General features: G+C 67.7%; 12 protein-coding genes and 3 tRNA genes. 9 read left to right on the top strand and 6 right to left on the bottom strand.

Annotation, left to right across the window (positions count from 1 at the left end; translation table 11 throughout):
- The first annotated feature begins 113 nt into the window (after positions 1–113).
- Positions 114–1,799: an asparagine synthase B gene (gene asnB / locus AC06FE_RS02480; protein ID WP_478072147.1), complete on the top strand. Its 1,686-nt coding sequence runs from the start codon at positions 114–116 to the stop codon at positions 1,797–1,799.
- 80 nt (positions 1,800–1,879) lie between these two features.
- Entirely contained in the window at positions 1,880–2,308 is a 429-nt protein-coding gene (locus AC06FE_RS02475) for a RidA family protein (RefSeq protein ID WP_192287986.1), read from the top strand.
- 90 nt (positions 2,309–2,398) lie between these two features.
- Here AC06FE_RS02475 and AC06FE_RS02470 read toward each other — a convergent pair whose 3' ends face one another.
- Complete coding sequence (locus tag AC06FE_RS02470; protein WP_478072362.1) at positions 2,399–4,810, bottom strand: penicillin acylase family protein; 2,412 nt, start codon at positions 4,808–4,810, stop codon at positions 2,399–2,401.
- 185 nt (positions 4,811–4,995) lie between these two features.
- Here AC06FE_RS02470 and AC06FE_RS02465 point away from each other — a divergent pair, with 185 nt between their 5' ends.
- Entirely contained in the window at positions 4,996–5,484 is a 489-nt protein-coding gene (locus AC06FE_RS02465) for a bacterioferritin (protein ID WP_132865112.1), read from the top strand.
- Positions 5,485–5,661: 177 nt separating this feature from the next.
- Here the strand turns inward: AC06FE_RS02465 and AC06FE_RS02460 are convergent, their stop codons facing one another.
- On the bottom strand, positions 5,662–6,318 hold the full coding sequence (locus tag AC06FE_RS02460; RefSeq protein ID WP_478072146.1) for a thiopurine S-methyltransferase: 657 nt from the start codon (positions 6,316–6,318) through the stop codon (positions 5,662–5,664).
- A gap of 350 nt (positions 6,319–6,668) precedes the next feature.
- On the bottom strand, positions 6,669–8,912 hold the full coding sequence (gene parC, locus AC06FE_RS02455; RefSeq protein WP_192287988.1) for a DNA topoisomerase IV subunit A: 2,244 nt from the start codon (positions 8,910–8,912) through the stop codon (positions 6,669–6,671).
- A 245-nt stretch (positions 8,913–9,157) separates the two neighbouring features.
- Here parC and AC06FE_RS02450 point away from each other — a divergent pair, with 245 nt between their 5' ends.
- The 4 genes from AC06FE_RS02450 to AC06FE_RS02435 are packed head-to-tail and all read left to right on the top strand — an operon-like array spanning position 9,158 to position 13,818.
- On the top strand, positions 9,158–9,583 hold the full coding sequence (locus tag AC06FE_RS02450; protein WP_132865109.1) for a MarR family winged helix-turn-helix transcriptional regulator: 426 nt from the start codon (positions 9,158–9,160) through the stop codon (positions 9,581–9,583).
- The gene (locus tag AC06FE_RS02445; protein WP_478072145.1) at positions 9,580–11,058 is read left to right on the top strand and encodes an efflux transporter outer membrane subunit; all 1,479 of its coding nucleotides are present in this window, start codon (positions 9,580–9,582) and stop codon (positions 11,056–11,058) included. The genes AC06FE_RS02450 and AC06FE_RS02445 overlap by 4 nt, the downstream gene beginning before the upstream one ends.
- Positions 11,059–11,069: 11 nt before the next feature.
- A complete protein-coding gene (locus AC06FE_RS02440; RefSeq protein WP_478072144.1) occupies positions 11,070–12,251 on the top strand; it encodes a multidrug transporter in 1,182 nt (393 codons plus the stop codon).
- 7 nt (positions 12,252–12,258) lie between these two features.
- Positions 12,259–13,818 carry a DHA2 family efflux MFS transporter permease subunit gene (locus AC06FE_RS02435; RefSeq protein ID WP_132865106.1) on the top strand — a complete coding sequence of 520 codons (1,560 nt, stop codon included), beginning with the start codon at positions 12,259–12,261 and terminating at the stop codon, positions 13,816–13,818.
- Between the two features lie 206 nt (positions 13,819–14,024).
- Here the strand turns inward: AC06FE_RS02435 and AC06FE_RS02430 are convergent.
- A tRNA-Leu gene (locus tag AC06FE_RS02430) sits at positions 14,025–14,109 on the bottom strand.
- A 10-nt stretch (positions 14,110–14,119) separates the two neighbouring features.
- On the opposite strand from AC06FE_RS02430, the gene AC06FE_RS02425 reads away from it, so the two are divergent.
- Positions 14,120–14,437, top strand: coding sequence for a hypothetical protein (locus AC06FE_RS02425; protein WP_478072143.1), 318 nt, complete (start codon positions 14,120–14,122; stop codon positions 14,435–14,437).
- A gap of 189 nt (positions 14,438–14,626) precedes the next feature.
- Here AC06FE_RS02425 and AC06FE_RS02420 read toward each other — a convergent pair.
- Both AC06FE_RS02420 and AC06FE_RS02415 read right to left on the bottom strand, forming a co-directional pair.
- Positions 14,627–14,713, bottom strand: a tRNA-Leu gene (locus tag AC06FE_RS02420).
- A 146-nt stretch (positions 14,714–14,859) separates the two neighbouring features.
- Positions 14,860–14,944 (bottom strand) — tRNA-Leu (locus AC06FE_RS02415).
- 115 nt (positions 14,945–15,059) lie between these two features.
- Here AC06FE_RS02415 and rnr point away from each other — a divergent pair.
- Positions 15,060–17,522, top strand: coding sequence for a ribonuclease R (gene rnr, locus AC06FE_RS02410; protein WP_478072142.1), 2,463 nt, complete (start codon positions 15,060–15,062; stop codon positions 17,520–17,522).
- Positions 17,523–17,597 lie beyond the last annotated feature (75 nt).

Here is a 17,597-nt window from a genome sequence, read left to right as displayed (position 1 = left end):
CCGCATCGGTCGATGCGGGTTTTTTTGTGGCCGGGCGGGAATACCAAGCGGCTGCGCCGTCCTCATGCCGTTGCTTCGAATGCTTGTCCCCACACAACCCCAGGAGCTTTCCCATGTGTTCCATCTTCGGCATTTTCGGCCTGCAACCGGGCGATGACCTGCAGGCGCTGCGTCGCCAGGCGCTTGACCAATCCCAGCGCCAGCGCCACCGCGGCCCGGACTGGAGCGGTGTCTACGTCGACACCGGCGCCATCCTGGTGCACGAGCGCCTGGCCATCGTCGATCCGGCCGGCGGCTCGCAGCCGCTGCTGTCCGAGGACGGCGAGCTGGCGTTGGCGGTGAACGGCGAGATCTACAACCACCAGGAGCTGAAGAAGGAACTCGCCCAGCCCTACGCCTTCCAGACCGGTTCGGACTGCGAGGTGATCAACGCGCTGTACCGGCAGGACGAACCGGCATCGTTCCTCAACCGCCTCAACGGCATCTTCGCCTTCGCGTTGTGGGACAAGGCCAAGGGCCGCGCGATCATCGCCCGCGACCCGATCGGCGTGGTGCCGCTGTACTGGGGGCATGACAAGCAGGGCCGCCTGTGCGTGGCCTCGGAGATGAAGTCGCTGTCCGATACCTGCGCCGACGTGGCGCAGTTCCCGCCGGGCCACTGGTACGACAGCAGCACCGACACGCTGACCCGCTACTACGAGCGGCCGTGGCGCGACTATGACGCGGTCGATGGCGTGCAGGTGCCGCTGCAGGAACTGCGCGAGGCGTTCGAGCGCGCCGTGCACCGCCAGCTGATGACCGACGTGCCGTATGGCGTGCTGCTGTCCGGGGGGCTGGATTCGTCGCTGGTCGCGGCGGTGGCCGCGCGCTATGCACGCCATCGCATCGAGGACGGCGGCCAGAGCGAGGCCTGGTGGCCGCGCCTGCACAGCTTCGCCATCGGCCTGAAGGGCTCGCCGGACCTGGCCGCGGCCAAGGTTGCCGCCGAGGCACTGGGCACCGTCCACCACGGGTTCGAGTACACCTTCGAGGAAGGGCTGGACGCGCTGCCGGAAGTGATCCGGCATATCGAGACCTATGACGTCACCACCATCCGCGCCTCGACCCCGATGTTCCTGTTGGCGCGCCGGATCAAGGCGATGGGCGTGAAGATGGTGCTGTCCGGCGAAGGCAGCGACGAGATATTCGGCGGCTACCTGTACTTCCACAAGGCACCGAACGCACGCGAGTTCCACGAGGAGTTGGTGCGCAAGATCGATGCGCTGAACTACTACGACTGCCTCCGCGCCAACAAGTCGATGATGGCCTGGGGCGTGGAGCCGCGCGTGCCGTTCCTGGACTGCGAGTTCATGGACGTGGCGATGCAGCTGGACGCGCGCTACAAGATGGTCGACAAGAGCACCGGCCGCATCGAGAAGGCGGTGCTGCGCGAAGCCTTCGAGGGCTACCTGCCGAAGGAGATCCTGTGGCGGCAGAAGGAGCAGTTCAGCGACGGCGTCGGCTACGGCTGGATCGACGGGCTCAAGGCGCACGCCGAGGAGCAGGTCAGCGACCGCGTGCTGGCCGCGGCCGACAAGCGCTTCCCGTACAACCCGCCGCAGACCAAGGAGGCGTACTACTATCGCCACCTGTTCGAACAGTTCTACCCGAGCCGCGCGGCGTCGGAGACGGTGCCGGGCGGCAAGTCGATCGCCTGTTCCTCGCCGGCCGCGATTGCCTGGGATGCCAGCTTCGCCAACATGGCCGACCCCTCCGGTCGCGCCGTGGCCGGCGTGCATGAGCAGGCACTGGCCGGTTGAGCAGCGCGACGGGGCCCGCACGGATGCGGGTCCCGTCGTATCCATCGCCGGTGACGGCATTTCCATGACGGGGAGGAGGAATGATGCGCGCATTGATGCCGGGAATTGCCGGCCTGTTGGCGTGTGGCCTGGCGCAGGCGACGGAGGTCCCGCTGGAGCGGCATTCGCTGGGCAGCTGGGAGGCCGACATCGGCTACAGCGGCGTGGTCCGTGACGGCGACACGCTGCATATCTCCGGCGTGCCGTGCCGGGGCAAGGACATGCAGGAGGCGGTGCAGCGCTGCTACGGGAAATTGAACGAGATCCTGCAGCGTTTCGGTGCCGACAGCAGCCAGGTGGTGAAGGAAACCGCGTTCACCACCGACATGGATGCCCTGGTCAAGGCCATCCCGGAACGAAAGGCGTTCTTTGCCGATGGTCGCTATCCGGCCGCCTCCTGGGTACAGGTGGAGCGCCTGTTCAATGCCCAGGACATGCTGGAGGTGGAGTGGACCGTGCGGTTGAAGTGACCACCGCATGAGGGATGGCCCGGCGGCGCATGGCCGGCCGGGCTTCATTGCAGTGGCCCCGCCGACCGGACGCGCTCCGGCCGGCCGGGATCAACGTGGGCTCAGGCGCAGCGTGTGCACGCGTTCCCCGGGCAGGAACGGGGTCGGCGTGCCCTTGACCCAGTCCTCATGGCCCGCGCCCCAGAACGGCGACAACGGATGACCGCTCTGGCCGCCGGGCATGTGCACGATGCCGTCGGCTTCGTGTCCGGGTGAGACCACCATGCGCTCGGAGGCGCCGAAGGAGGGACCGACCACGCGCGGCATGTCGCCATCACCGGCCAGGGCTTGGCGCGGCATGCACAGCCAGCGCTTGAACAGTTCCGGGAGTGCGCGGCTGACCGGGTGGCAGATGGCCGCCGTGTTGCGTTCGCCCCAGGTGCGCTGGGTGAGGTCCGCCCCTTGGGCGGTGAGGTCCTTCTCCAGCTGGACGGCGCTCTCGGTCAGCAACGCATCCCAGCTCTTGAACGGTGGCGGCAGCAGGTGCACCGGCCGTTCGGTCAGCAGTGGCCAGGCCACGCCCTCCAGCTGCGGCAGGTTGGGCGCGATGAAGTCATCGCCCAAGGTGGCCTGCGCGGGTGCCAGCAGCGCGGCCTGCAGGTTGTCGAGCAGGATGCCGCGGAAGCCGCGGGCAAGCCGGTAGCTGACCGAGTCGACGCTGGCGTGGCCATCCCAGCTGCGGGTGGCCGCTTCCAGCCGTTGCAGCGAGGGATCGCAGCTGTGCTCGACGGTCTGCCGCAACAGCTTCCACCAGCGTTCCATCAGCAGGGCGCGGTCATCGAGCTGGATGGCGAGCAGGTCGCGTTCGGTGAACTGCTGGCGTGCGAACAGGCCGTCGCGGATCTGCCGGGCGCGTGCGCCGAAGTCGTAGCCCCCGTTGCCGGCCACGGCCAGCGCCGGGCCGTCGAGTACGCGCCCGTTCGCGGTCCACAGGCGGTGGTCCGGCGGGTCGACCAGTGACGGGGCCTGGTCGGAGCGGATCGCCCACGCGCTACACGTCGCCGGCATGGCGGGCACCGCCTGGGTGGAGGTGTCGATGCCATGCGAGCAGTCCGGGCTCCGGTCCGGACGTGCGCCGATCAGCCGCCAGGCAATGCGACCCTTGCGGTCACCGACCAGCAGGTTCTGCGCCGGGATGCCGGAGCGGTCGGCCACGGCAAAGGCGGCATCGAGGTCGGCGGCCTTGGCCATGTCGGCGAAGTCCAGGCGTACCGCGCCGGGCAGCTGGCCCACCCAGCGCAGCGCCAGCAGCGAGCCATCGGGGGTGTCATGCAGCACCGGGCCCCAGTCGGATTCACGCACGAGCAGCCGTTCCGGTGCCTGCCCGGCGACGGCAATGGATTCCACGTGCTCGCGCAGCGGCGTGTCCGCAGGCAGCGGCGCGAAGTCGGCGGTGTCGATGTAGCTGTTGGTGAACGCCCAGGCCACGTGCGTGTTGCTGCCGACGATCACCGCCGGCAGGCCGGGCAGGGTGAAGCCGGTGACATCGATGTTGCCGTCCGGCGCGGTGGGTTCGGCATAGCGCAGGCGCGCGCGGAACCAGATGTTGGGTGCGCGCAGGGTGAGGTGCATGTCATCGGCGATGATCGCGCGGCCGTCGGCAGTGAGCGCCCCGGACACGGCGAAGTTGTTGCTCCCCGGAAAGTAATCGGCCGCCTCCGGCGGCCCGCCGAGGCCTCTCTCCCGCCGTGCGGGAGAGAGGGAGACCCTCTGCGACGCGGAGGGTGGAGAGAGGGCTGCCGTCGCGTCGCCCTGCGCGGGCGGCGCAACGCGCAGATCCAAGGCATCCGCCCCCGGCAGCACCGCATCGCCACGCGCGTTTCCGAACAGGGGCGCGTCCCAGCTGCTGCCGTCGTGGCTGATCAGGGCATACAGGGCCGGAGGCACGACCTCGCGGATGCGCCCCAGCGCCAGTTCGCGGGTATTGCTGGTGTCCTGCAGGTCGGCATACATGGCCAAGCCGGTCAGGACCGAGTCTTCCAGTTCCCACGGCCGTGGCCGCTGGCGCAGCAGCAGGTACGGCCAGGGGCGCACCGGCAGGGCGGCCAGGCCGGCGTTGACGCCATCGCGGTAGGCCTCGATGACCGTGCGTTTGTCGCCCAGCGCCACGCCCAGGTTTTCATGGGTGCGTGCCCGCAGCCGGTGCACGCGCATGGCGCGGTCGCGGGGCAGGGCGGCGGCGCCGAACAGTTCGGACAGCTCGCCGGCGGCGGCGCGCCGCATCAGGTCCATCTCGAAGAAGCGCTCCTGCGCGTGCACGTAGCCCAGCGCACGTGCCATGTCCGCCTCATTGGCGGCCTGCACGGTGAGCATGCCGTTGGCATCGCGATCAAGGCTGACCGGGGCGCTGAGCCCGGGCAACAGCAACTCGCCATCCAGCTGGGCCAGGCTGCCGCGCAGCAGCAGCCAGACGACCAGAACCAGAACAAGCAACAGACCCAGCAAGATCCCCAGTGAACGCATCAGCCAACGCAGCACAGGCCTATCCCCGGTCAGGTGTGTCCGGCGATTGTAGACAGCTTGTGAAGCCGGCAGGTGTCAAAAGGCGGGCCGGCGAGGGGAAGCGCAACTGAAAGTGATTCCGATTAGATCATTGCGCGGCGGGATAGGGCACCCTATGCCCATTCCGAACCATCAGGAGCACCCCCATGCAGGGCAAACCCGAAGTCATCGAATGCCTGAAGGAGCTGCTGCGCGGCGAGTTGGCTGCGCGCGACCAGTACTTCATCCATTCCCGCCGTTACGAGGACCAGGGCCTGCAGGCGCTGTACGAACGCATCGGCCACGAGATGGAGGAGGAGACCGAGCACGCCGACGCGCTGCTGCGCCGCATCCTGTTCCTGGGCGGCAACCCGGACATGCGTCCGCACGGCTTCGAGCCGGGCCTGACCGTGGTGGAGATGCTGGAGAAGGACCTGCAGGTCGAATACCAGGTGCGCGCCAACCTGGCCGCCGGCGTGAAGCTGTGCGAAGCGCACGGCGACTACGTGAGCCGCGACATCCTGATCGCGCAGTTGCGTGACACCGAGGAAGACCATGCCTGGTGGTTGGAGCAGCAGCTGGGCCTGATCAAGCGGATCGGCCTGGCGCTGTACCAGACCAGCAAGATGGACGCCAAGGGCACCCCGGCGCACTGATCGGGATGACGGAGGAGGGGCGGCGTGAGCCGCCCTTCTTCTTTCTGGGGCTTTTCCTTGAAGCGACCCTCACCCCAACCCCTCTCCCGCAAGCGGGAGAGGGGCTTACACGGCCAAGCTCAAGCGCTCCGAGCCCCTCTCCCGCCTGCGGGAGAGGGGTTGGGGTGAGGGCGGTCTTCAGCCGCGCAGCAAGCGATACACGGCCGTGGACAGCGCACTCACGCCCTGCGCGCGGAAGTCCGGTTGTTGGTCGAGGATGTCGCGGCGCTCTTCCAACTGCACTTTCCAACCCAGCCGGGACAGCTGCTCCACCTCGGGCTGCTCGACCGAGAACGGCGGGCCCTGCTTTTCGTCCTGCGGGTATTCCAGGGTGATCAGCACGCCTTGGCAGCCCTGCGGCACGCGCGCATAGACGGTGTCGCGATAGCGCTCGCGCAGCGCCGGCGGCAGGGCGATCAGCGCAGCACGGTCGTAGAGCGCGGCGATGTCGGAGAGCAGTGTCGCATCGAGCGCGAAGGCATCGCCGCAGATGATCTCGATCGGCCCGGCGACGTAGTGCTCGCCGTTGGCACTGCGGTGGCGCTGCGGGGTGAGGCCGGCTTCGGCGAAGAACTGCTCCACGGCCAGCGATGACAACTCCACGCCCAGCACGCGGTGCCCCTGCGCGGCCAGCCAATGCATGTCCAGGGTCTTGCCGCACAGCGGCACCAGCACCCGGCTGCCGGTGGGCAGCTGCAGGTCGGGCCAGTGCTTCTGCAGCAACGGCATCACCTCGTTGCGATGGAAGCCGATCTGGCCGTCATGCCAGCGTTGGAGCCAGAAGTCGGGATGCATGGGGTTCGTCCAAGGGAAGAGGGCACCATTGTAGGAGCGGCCTCGGCCGCGATGCCGGGCATGCTGCAGATGCAGGCCGTGCCTGACCGACGCGTTCATCGGCTTCGCGGCCGAGGCCGCTCCTGCGAAAAAAAGCCGGGCGTTCTGCCCGGCTTTTTCGTGATTACTGGACTTCCAGCCCTTCGACCTCTGCCGCGCCATGCACACATCCGGCAATCGCATTGCCGAACGCGCCGCCGCGCGCCAGTGAAGTGAATTACTGGACTTCCAGTCCTTCGACCTTCTGCCGCGCCACGCACACATCTGGCAATCGCATTGCCGAACGCGCCGCCGGGCGCCAGTGAAGTGAATTACTGGACTTCCAGCCCTTCGACCTTCTGCCACCCCCTCGGCAGCAGGTGCCCGCGCGTGGCCCGGGTGCCCAGGTAGGTTTCCAGGTCCTTGAACGACAGGTTCATCGTGCGCTGGCCGCTGCGGACCAGCAGGGTATTGCCCGGGCCCACCGCGACCACCGCCACCACGCGCTCGGTGGAGAGCTTGGCCTTGGGGATCTCGATGATCTTGTTGCCCTTGCCCTTGTCCAGCTCGGGCAGGTCGGCGGCCGGGATGGCCAGCATGTTGCCGGCGCTGGTCACCGCGACGATGCGGTCGGTCTCCGGGTTGGCGACCACGGACGGCGACAGCACCGCCGAGCCGGTGCTCAGGTTGAGCATCGCCTTGCCGGCCTTGTTGCGGCCGACCAGGTTCTCGAAGCGGGTGACGAAGCCATAGCCGTGCGAGGAGGCCAGCACGAAGCGGGTGTTGTTCTCGCCACTGGCCACGGTGACGAAGGAGCTGCCCGCCGCCGGCGAGAAACGACCGGTCAGTGGCTCGCCGTTGCCGCGTGCCGAGGGCAGGGTGTGCACCGGCGTGGAGTAAGCGCGACCCTCGCTGTCGAGGAAGGCGACCTGCTGGGTGCTGCGGGTGCGGGTGGCGGCAAGCAGGCCATCGCCTTCGCGGTAGGACAGCGTGGCGCCGTCCACGTCGTGGCCCTTGGCCGCGCGCACCCAGCCCTTCTCCGAGAGCACCACGGTCATCGGTTCGCTGGCGACCAGCTCGGTCTCGTCGATGGCCTGGGCGGCAACGCGCTGCACCAGCGGCGAACGGCGGGCATCGCCGAACTTCTTGGCATCGGCCAGCAGCTCGTCCTTGACCAGCTTCTTCAGCTTGGCGCTGCTCTGCAGGATCGACAGGATCTTGTCGCGTTCCTTGGCCAGCTCGTCCTGCTCGCCACGGATCTTCATTTCCTCCAGGCGGGCCAGCTGCTTGAGCTTGGTCTCCAGGATGTACTCGGCCTGGTCCTCGCTCAGCGCGAAGCGGGCGATCAGCGCGGCCTTGGCATCGTCCTCGGTGCGGATGATGCGGATCACCTCATCCAGGTTGAGGAAGGCGATCAGCAAGCCTTCCAACAGGTGCAGGCGACGCTCGACCTTCTGCAGGCGGTGGGTCAGGCGGCGGGTGACGGTGTCCTGGCGGAAGCGCAGCCATTCGCCGAGCAGCATCTTCAGGTTCTTGACCTGCGGGCGCCCGTCCAGGCCGATCACGTTGAGGTTGACGCGGTAGCTGCGTTCCAGGTCGGTGGTGGCGAACAGGTGGCCCATCAGCTGTTCGGCATCGACGCGGTTGGAACGCGGGATCAGCACCACCCGTACCGGGTTGGCGTGGTCGGACTCGTCGCGGATGTCTTCCAGCCACGGCAGCTTCTTGGCGCGCATCTGCGCGGCGATCTGCTCGATCACCTTGGACGGGGAGACCTGGTGCGGCAGCGCGTTGACCACGATGTTGCTGGCCTCGCGCAGGAAGGTGGCGCGGGCGCGCACGCTGCCGTTGCCGGTCTCGTAGATGTTCCGCAGGTCCGACGGCGAGGTGATGATCTCGGCGGTGGTCGGGTAGTCCGGGCCCTTCACGTGCTCGCACAGCTCGGCCACGGTGGCGTCCGGGTCGTCGATCAGGTGCACCAGCGCGCTGACGATCTCATTGAGATTGTGCGAGGGCACGTCGGTGGCCATGCCCACGGCGATGCCGGTGGTGCCGTTGAGCAGCAGGTGCGGCAGGCGCGCCGGCAGCCAGCTGGGCTCTTCCAGGGTGCCGTCGAAGTTGGGCGTCCAGTCCACGGTGCCCTGGCCCAGCTCGCCCAGGAGCACTTCGGCGATGGGGGTGAGCTTGGATTCGGTATAGCGCATGGCCGCGAACGACTTGGGGTCGTCGCTGGAGCCGAAGTTGCCCTGGCCGTCGATCAGCGGGTAGCGGTAGGAGAACGGCTGGGCCATCAGCACCAGTGCTTCGTAGCAGGCGCTGTCGCCGTGCGGGTGGTACTTACCGATCACGTCACCGACGGTGCGTGCCGACTTCTTGGGCTTGGCCGAGGCGCTGAGCCCCAGCTCGCTCATCGAGTAGATGATGCGGCGCTGCACCGGCTTGAGCCCGTCGCCGATGAACGGCAGGGCGCGGTCCAGGACCACATACATGGAGTAATCGAGATAGGCGCGTTCGGCGTATTCACGCAGCGGCTGCTGTTCGAAGCCGTGGAACGCGGGGCGTGCAAGGTCGGTCATTGCGGGTGGTGCTACCTGTGAACGTTGAAGCCGCGGCGTGGCTGCCGGCTTCCAGCCGCCCGATTATCCGGATGGCGGCGGCGATGCCAAGCGTGTACCGCCGCGGCAACCGGCACGGCGCAGGATTCGATCCAAATCTGTAACACTGAATTCACTTTTTGTTGGAAATGTTCCATTGAGAATATTTCCAAATGGAAATAATATGCCGCCCCATGATTTCCTGCCTGTCCGTGCCCCCGATCGCCATGCCCCCCAGTTTCGGCCTGCTGTTGCGCCAGGTCGGCGACGGGCTGGTGCGCCAGCTCGATGCCGCCATGGCCGAAGAAGGCCTGGGCATCAACTTCACCCACTACGTGGGCCTGAAGGTGCTGGCCAACATGGGCCCGTGCACGGCGGCCGAGCTGGGCCAGGCCATCAACCAGGTGCCCAGCGCGGTCACGCGCCTGCTGGACAAGCTCGAAGCGCTGGGCTGCCTGCGCCGCGAGCCGCATGCGCAGGACCGGCGTGCGCTGCAGATCGTGCTTACCGAAAAAGGCCAGGCGCTCTGGCAGCAGTTGAAGGTGCGCGGTGACCGGGTGATGGACCTGGCCATGCGCGACCTCGACGACGCCGAGCGCGCTCTTTTGACTTCCCTGTTGACCCGAGTCCGCGACTCCCTCTCTTCCCCATGAAAACTCATCCATTGCAATCAGCCCGCCCGCTGTTGGTGGGCGTTTTGGCGTTGGCGCTCACCGCCTGTGCCAGCAGCCGTGGGCTGCAGCCGCAGGGACGCCTGCTCGACATGGACGGCCTGCAGGCCGGCCGCAGCCTGGCCGGTGATGACCTGAGCGCCTCCGGTTTCCCGGCCGTGGACTGGTGGCGTGCCCTGGGCGACGCCCAGCTCGACGCGCTGGTCGCCGAAGGGCTGCGCAACAGTCCGTCGCTGGAAGTGGCCGATGCGCGCTTGCGCCAAGCCCAGGCGCAGGTGGCCGGGAGCAAGGCCGAACGCATGCCCAGCCTGTCGGTCTCGCCGGGCTACACCGGCATGCGCCTGCCCGAATCGATGCTGGGCGAGGCCGGTGGCCATTACGCCGGCAGCGTGCAGACCGTGCTGAACTTCAGCTACGGCGTGGACCTGTGGGGCGGCAAGCGCGCCACCTGGGAAGCGGCGGTGGACAGCCGGCATGCCGCGGCGGTGGACGCGCAGGCGGCACGGCTGGACCTGTCGGCGGCCATCGTCCAGGGTTACGCCCAGTTGGCCCACGCCGGTGCCCTGCAGCGGGTGGCCAATGACGAGCTGGCACGCTCGGAACAGTTGCTGCAACTGACCCGCCAGCGCCGCAGCGCCGGCATCGACAGCGACCTGCAGGTGCGCCAGGCCGAAGCCCGCATCCCGCTGGCACGTCAGCAGCAGTTGGCGGCGCAGCAGCAGATCGATGCCGCCCGCAACGGGCTGGCCGCATTGCTGGGCCAGGGGCCGGACCGCGGCCTGCAGATCACCGTGCCGGAGGCGCTGAACCCGTTGGCGCTGCAGTTGCCGGGCGTGTTGCCCAGCGAACTGCTGGGTCGTCGCCCCGACGTGGTCGCCGCGCGTTGGCGGGTGGAAGCCTCGGACAAGCAGATCCATGTCGCCAAGTCGCATTTCTATCCCAGCCTCAACCTGATGGCGCTCGGCGGCGTGGTGTCCAAGGACGTCGGCAGCCTGCTGGAAAGTGGCTCCACCTTCGGCCTGCTGGCACCGGCATTGAGCCTGCCGATCTTCGACGGTGGCCGTCTGCGCGCCGGGTTGGCCAAGAGTGACGCCGATTACGACCTGGCCGTGGCCAGCTACAACACCACCGTGGTGCAGGCGCTGCGCGAGGTGGCCGACCAGGTCAACGCGGTGCGTTCGCTGGGCACCCAGGTGGAAGCCCAGCAGCAGGCCGTGGCCACCGCGCAGTCGGCCAACGCGCTGGCGCAGCAGCGCTACCGCGCGGGCATCGGCAACTACCTGGACGTGCTCGGCACCCAGGACGTGCTGCTGCAAGCGCAGCAGCGGCTGAGCAACCTGCAGTCGCAGCAGCTGTTGTCCTCGGTGCAGTTGAGCGCGGCGCTGGGCGGTGGTTACCAGCCCGGCGACGACGCGCTGCCGGGTGCCGCCAAGGCTTCCGATCTTCCGAATTCCTGAGAGTCCTTTCCATGAGCCAGACTTCTTCCAATGACGCGGCCGCCGCCGCACCCAGCCGCCGCGGCAAGCTGCTGCGCGGCCTGTTCCTGATCGTGGCGATCCTGCTGGTCGCCTTCGTGGCGTGGTACTACCTGATGGGCCGCTGGGCCGAGGAAACCGACGACGCCTACGTGGTCGGCAACCAGGTGCAGATCACCCCGCTGGTCGGTGGCACGGTGGTGTCCATCGCCGCCGATGACGGCATGAAGGTGGAGCAGGGCCAGTTGCTGGTGCAGCTGGACCCGGCCGACACCGAGGTGGCCATGCAGCAGGCTGAAGCCAACCTGGCCCGCACCGTGCGCCAGGTGCGCGGCATGTACCGCAGCGTGGAAGGCGCGCAGGCCGAGTTGAACGCCCGCCAGGTCACGCTCAAGCGCGCCCGCGAGGACTACGCGCGGCGCAAGGGCCTGGCCGATACCGGCGCGATCTCGCGCGAGGAACTTGCCCACGCCGCCGATGAACTGGCGGCCGCCGAAGCGGCGGTGTCCGGTTCGCGCGAAAGCGTGGAGCGCAGCCGCGCGCTGGTCGATGACACCGTCATCGCCACCCAGCCCGACGTGCAGGCCGCCGCGGCGCAGCTGCGCCAGGCCTATCTGAACAATGCCCGCGCCGGCATCGTGGCGCCGGTCAGTGGCTACGTGGCCCGTCGTTCGGTGCAGGTCGGCCAGCGCGTGCAGCCGGGCGCCGCGCTGATGGCGGTGGTGCCGACCGAGCAGATGTGGGTGGAGGCCAACTTCAAGGAAACCCAGCTGCGCCACATGCGCCTGGGCCAGGAGGTGGAACTGCGCTCGGACCTGTACGGCGGCGAGGTGACCTACAAGGGCCACATCACCAGCCTGGGCCTGGGCACCGGTTCGGCGTTCTCGCTGCTGCCGGCGCAGAACGCCAGCGGCAACTGGATCAAGATCGTGCAGCGCGTGCCGGTGCGCGTGGCCATCGATGCCAAGCAGCTGGCTGACCACCCGTTGCGCATCGGCCTGTCGATGAAGGCCGAGGTGAACCTGCACGACCAGAAGGGCAGCGTGCTGCCGGCCGACGTCGCCAAGGGCACCGTGTATGGCACCGAGGTCTACGCCAGGCAGCTGCAGGAAGCCGACGCGCTGATCCACACCATCATCCAGGGCAACCTGCCGTCGTCGGCCCGCGCCGGCTGAGGTCACCATGTCCGCTCAAGCTCCCGCAGCCCCGCAGGCGGAGGCCGGCCAGGCGCCGGTCAACGTCGCGCTGTGCACGGCCGGCCTGGCGCTGGCGTCGTTCATGCAGGTGCTCGACACCACGATCGCCAACGTCTCGCTGCCGACCATCGCCGGCAACCTCGGTGCCAGTTCGCAGCAGGCGACATGGGTCATCACCTCGTTCGCGGTCAGCACGGCCATCGCGCTGCCGCTGACCGGCTGGCTGAGCCGGCGCTTCGGCGAGGTGAAGTTGTTCATGTGGGCGACCATCGCCTTCTCCATCGCCTCGCTGCTGTGCGGCATCGCGCAGAGCATGGGCATGCTGGTGGTTTCGCGCGCGCTGCAGGGCTTCGTCGCCGGCCCGATGTACCCGATCACCCAGTCGCTGCTGGTGTCGATCTATCCGCGCGAGAAGCGGGGGCAGGCGCTGGCGCTGCTGGCGATGATCACGGTGGTCGCGCCGATCGCCGGGCCCATCCTCGGTGGCTGGATCACCGACAACTACAGCTGGGAATGGATCTTCCTGATCAACGTGCCGCTGGGCGTGATCGCCGCAGCCATCGTCGGTGGCCAGCTGCGGCACCGCGTGGAGCAGGTCGAGAAGCCGAAGATGGACTACGTCGGCCTGGTCACCCTGGTGATCGGCGTGGGCTGCCTGCAGCTGATGCTGGACCTGGGCAACGAGGAAGACTGGTTCGCCTCGACCAAGATCGTGGTGCTGACCTGCATCGCGGTGGTGATGCTGGCGGTGTTCGTGATCTGGGAGCTGACCGACAAGGACCCGATCGTCGACCTGCGCCTGCTGCGCCACCGCAACTTCCGCGCCGGTACGCTGGCGATGGTGGTCGGCTACGCCGCGTTCTTCTCGGTGGCGCTGATGATCCCGCAGTGGTTGCAGCGGGACATGGGGTACACCGCGATCTGGGCTGGCCTGGCCACGGCGCCGTTGGGTTTCCTGCCGGTGTTGTTGGCGCCGTTGCTGGGCAAGTTCGGGCACCGCTTCGACATGCGCACGCTGGCCAGCTTCGCCTTCGTGGTGTTGTCGGCGACCTGCTTCCTGCGCGCGGGCTTCAACCTGCAGGTCAACTTCGAGCATGTGGCCGGCGTGCAGCTGTTGATGGGCCTGGGTGTGGCGCTGTTCTTCATGCCGGTGCTGCAGATCGTGCTGTCCGACCTGGATGGCCGTGAAGTGGCGGCAGGTTCGGGCCTGGCGACCTTCCTGCGCACCCTTGGCGGCAGCTTCGCGGCCTCGCTGACCACCTGGCTGTGGGCGCGCCGCACCCAGCAGCACCACGCCAGCCTGACCGAGCACGTGTCGCTGTACGACCCGGGCATGCATGCGCAGGTCACCGCGATGGGGCAGGGCGATCTGCAGCGCGGTGCCGCGGTGCTGGACAACATGATCGTGCACCAAGCCTCGCAGATGGGCTTCAACGACATCTTCCTGTTGCTGGGCTGGGTGTTCCTGTTGATCACCGGCATCGTGTGGATGGCCAAGCCGCCGTTCGGTGCGGGCGGTGGCGCTGCGTCGGCGGGCGGTCATTGATCGGCGTTGGCGGAGCAGGTGCCGGATACGTGCCGAGCGTGGCTCGGCACGATCGGGTGGTGCAGCGATAGAGCGCTGCCGTGCTGCGCTGTGCCCTGCCGGATACGTGCCGGGCATTGCCCGGCACTGCCTTGCTTCGATCTTCTTTCGTGCTGGACTGCAGGCATGAAAAAACCCGCTTTCGCGGGTTTGATCTGTTTGAGTCGTGGTGCCCAGGAGAGGACTCGAACCTCCACGGTTTTACCCGCTAGTACCTGAAACTAGTGCGTCTACCAATTCCGCCACCTGGGCGACTCAGGGCGTGAATTCTGTTGGAGAACGCGCGACATGTCAACAGGATTTCGCAGGCGATGCGCAGGTTTTTTTCAGCGCTGCATCAGTCCTGCATCGCGTCCCTGCGGACATCACCAACTGCGGCGGACAACGCGCGTGCGAGCACCTCGTGGAAGCGCTCATCCACTTGTTGGGCGGCGTTGAACCGCAGGACGCTGCCGGCGTTGTGCGATTGATCGAAGGCGTTGCCGGTGGCGGGCGCGATGTCTTCCTTCAGGGGGAAGCGCGCAAGGCGAGTGCAATGCCGGTGGCATCGTTGCTGCACGAGGCGGTGAGCGTGCAGTGACGCTGGCCGCGGTGCCGTGTGTGGCCGGTGCGAAGGAGTTCGCGCGCTGACGTGCAGGGGTGATGCAGGGGGTGAGCGCAGGCATGCTGCGCCGGGATGCTTGCCGGGCGTGGCTCGGCACCGCCTGTCCCGTGCTGGATCGCGGGCATGAAAAAACCCGCTTTCGCGGGTTTCTTCATTCTTGAGTCGTGGTGCCCAGGAGAGGACTCGAACCTCCACGAAGTTGCCCCCGCTAGCACCTGAAGCTAGTGCGTCTACCAATTCCGCCACCTGGGCGACTCAGGAGCGAGATTATGCGGGTCGTTTTTTCCTTCGTCAACACTTTTGTGAAGGCCGGTGCGGGAAGGGCTCCTTCGTGCCGGCAGGGCTGCGTTGAACGCCGGATACGAAAAGACCCGCTTGCGCGGGTCTGATCTTGTGCTTGGTGCCCAGGAGAGGACTCGAACCTCCACGGTTTTACCCGCTAGTACCTGAAACTAGTGCGTCTACCAATTCCGCCACCTGGGCATTTCAGGCCGGCGATTTTGGCCGGGGTGACGGGCTTTGTCAACGTTTTTTCACATCCGCCGCGCTTGACGGCGTACGCACTGTATCCACGGCACAGCAGGTACCATGTAGGGCGATGAAAAACAAAAAGACCACTGGGGCCGGCAAGGCCCACAAGTCCGCCTCCGGCAGCACGCCGGGCAAGGCGCCGGGCAAGGCCCGCAAATCCACCAAGCTGCCGGCCTGGATGCCGGACAGCATGACCGCCCCGGCCAAGCCCGGCCGCGGCAAGAAGACGCCGGACAACGCCTCGCCACAGAGTTTCGTGCGCGGCCGCCGCAAGGCGGCCCCGGCCCCTGCCTTCGATGACCCCTACGCCGCACGCGAGGCCGAGCGCTACGCCCAGCCCATCGCCAGCCGCGAGGCGATCCTGCAGTTGCTGGAGCGCTGCGAGGGGCCGCAGAACGCCGAGGAGATCGGCGCGCAGTTGGGCCTGACCGAACCGGACCGCGCCGATGCGTTGGCCAAGCGCCTCGGGGCGATGGTGCGCGATGGGCAGCTGGTGCAGAACCGCCGTGGCGGCTTCGCCCCGGTGCTGGCATTGAGCCTGATCCCCGGCGTGGTGATCGCCAACCCGGAGGGCTTCGGCTTCCTGCGCCCGGACGAGGGCGGCGACGACCTGTTCCTGTCGCCGTATGAAATGCGCAAGGTCATGCACGGTGACCGTGCGCTGGCCAACGTCACCGGCATCGACCGCCGTGGTCGCCGCGAAGGCGCCATCGCGCGCGTGCTGGAGCGCGGCGTCAACCGCCTGATCGGCCATTTCAGCGTCGAGGCCGGCATCAGCTACGTGGTGCCGGACGACAAGCGCATCCAGCGCAACATCCAGATCCCGGCCGATGCCACCGGCGGGGCCAAGGATGGGCAGCTGGTGGTATGCGAGCTGACCCACGCCCCGGATTCGCGGCGCCCGCCGATCGGCAGGATCATCGCAGTGCTGGGCGACAAGCTGACCCCGTCGCTGGTGGTGGAAACCGCCATCCACGGCCACGAGCTGCCGTACGAGTTCCCGCCGGAAGTGCTGGACGAAGCCACCGCCATCCCGATGACGGTCGAGCCGTCGATGATCGGCAAGCGCGTGGACCTGCGTTCGATGCCGCTGGTGACCATCGATGGCGAGGATGCCAAGGATTTCGACGACGCGGTGTACTGCGAACCGAACCGCGACGGCTTCCGCCTGGTGGTGGCCATTGCCGACGTGTCCAACTACGTGCGTCCCGGCACGCCGCTGGACGATGAGGCACAGAAGCGCGCCACCTCGGTGTACTTCCCCGGCTTCGTCGTGCCGATGTTGCCGGAGACCCTGTCCAACGGCATCTGCTCGTTGCGGCCGAAGGAAGACCGCATGTGCTTCGTCTGCGACATGCAGGTGGGCCGCGACGGCCAGGTGACCGGCTCGAAGTTCTACGAAGCGGTGATGAACTCGCATGCACGCCTGACCTACACCCAGGTGTGGGCCGCGGTGGGCGAGGACGATGCCGACGCCAAGGCCTTCATCGGCCCGCTGTTGCCGCAGATCGAGAGCCTGCACCAGCTGTACCGCATCCTGGCCAAGGCGCGCGAGCGTCGTGGCGCGATCGAGTTCGAATCCTCCGAAGTGCGCTTCGTGCTGGACAACCGCGGTGAAGTCACCCAGGCCGGCATGATGGTGCGCAACGACGCGCACAAGCTGATCGAGGAATGCATGATCGCGGCCAACGTGGAGGCCGCGCGCTACCTGCTGTCCACGCACATCCCGGCCCCGTTCCGTGTGCACGAGCGGCCGCCGGAGTCCAAGTTCGCCGATCTGCTGGAATTCCTGAAGGAGTTCAAGCTCAGCCTGCCGGCCTGGAGCAAGGTGCAGCCGGGCGACTACACCAAGCTGCTGAAGAAGGTGCGCGAGCGCCCGGACGCGGCGCTGCTGGAATCGGTGCTGCTGCGCAGCCAGTCGCTGGCGGTGTATTCGCCGGACAACAACGGCCACTTCGGCCTGGCGCTGGAGGCGTACGCGCACTTCACCTCGCCGATCCGCCGCTACCCCGACCTGCTGGTGCACCGCGCGATCAAGTACGCGCTGACCGGCGCGCCGCGCGAGAAGTACACCTACACCCCGCGCGAGATGGCAGCCCTGGCGCTGCAGTGCTCCGAACGCGAGCGCCGTGCCGACGAGGCCGAGCGCGAGGTCGACGAGCGTTTCCGCGCGGCGTGGATGGAAAAGCACGTTGGTGGCCAGTTCGATGGCGTGATCAGCGGCGTGACCAGCTTCGGCCTGTTCGTGGAGCTGGACGAGTCCAAGGTCAACGGCCTGGTCCACGTGACCCAGTTGCCGCACGACTATTACCAGTTCGACCCGATCCGCAAGACGCTCAGTGGCGACCGCCGCGGCAACGCGTTCCGGCTGGGCGACCGGGTCCGGATCCTGGTGCTCAAGGCCAGCATGGAGGAGCGCAAGATCGACTTCCGCCTGGTCGAGAAGCTGGACGGGGAGGCCATGGACAGCGGCCTGCCGCCGCTGCCCGAGCGCGGCAAGCCGGCCAAGCGGACCAAGCAGAAGTACTGAGGACCGGGGTGCCGCCGCTGCGTGGCGGCGCCCGGGCAGTCCCCCGCAGGCCGGTGGCAGCTGCGGGCCGGCCCG

This window comes from Stenotrophomonas sp. Steno-C18, from assembly GCF_056393195.1.
Note: the sequence above shows the minus strand (reverse complement) of the source record. Positions and strands in the feature narration are given on the sequence as shown.

Coding starts and splice junctions, on each gene's coding strand:
- AC06FE_RS02435 (WP_132865106.1), top strand. CDS start 12,259: ATGTCCGCTCAAGCTCCCGCAGCCCCGCAGGCGGAGGCCGGCCAGGCG.
- AC06FE_RS02450 (WP_132865109.1), top strand. CDS start 9,158: ATGCCCCCCAGTTTCGGCCTGCTGTTGCGCCAGGTCGGCGACGGGCTG.
- AC06FE_RS02460 (WP_478072146.1), bottom strand. CDS start 6,318: ATGCATCCCGACTTCTGGCTCCAACGCTGGCATGACGGCCAGATCGGC.
- asnB (WP_478072147.1), top strand. CDS start 114: ATGTGTTCCATCTTCGGCATTTTCGGCCTGCAACCGGGCGATGACCTG.
- AC06FE_RS02475 (WP_192287986.1), top strand. CDS start 1,880: ATGATGCGCGCATTGATGCCGGGAATTGCCGGCCTGTTGGCGTGTGGC.
- AC06FE_RS02440 (WP_478072144.1), top strand. CDS start 11,070: ATGAGCCAGACTTCTTCCAATGACGCGGCCGCCGCCGCACCCAGCCGC.
- AC06FE_RS02445 (WP_478072145.1), top strand. CDS start 9,580: ATGAAAACTCATCCATTGCAATCAGCCCGCCCGCTGTTGGTGGGCGTT.
- rnr (WP_478072142.1), top strand. CDS start 15,060: ATGAAAAACAAAAAGACCACTGGGGCCGGCAAGGCCCACAAGTCCGCC.
- parC (WP_192287988.1), bottom strand. CDS start 8,912: ATGACCGACCTTGCACGCCCCGCGTTCCACGGCTTCGAACAGCAGCCG.
- AC06FE_RS02465 (WP_132865112.1), top strand. CDS start 4,996: ATGCAGGGCAAACCCGAAGTCATCGAATGCCTGAAGGAGCTGCTGCGC.
- AC06FE_RS02470 (WP_478072362.1), bottom strand. CDS start 4,810: ATGCGTTCACTGGGGATCTTGCTGGGTCTGTTGCTTGTTCTGGTTCTG.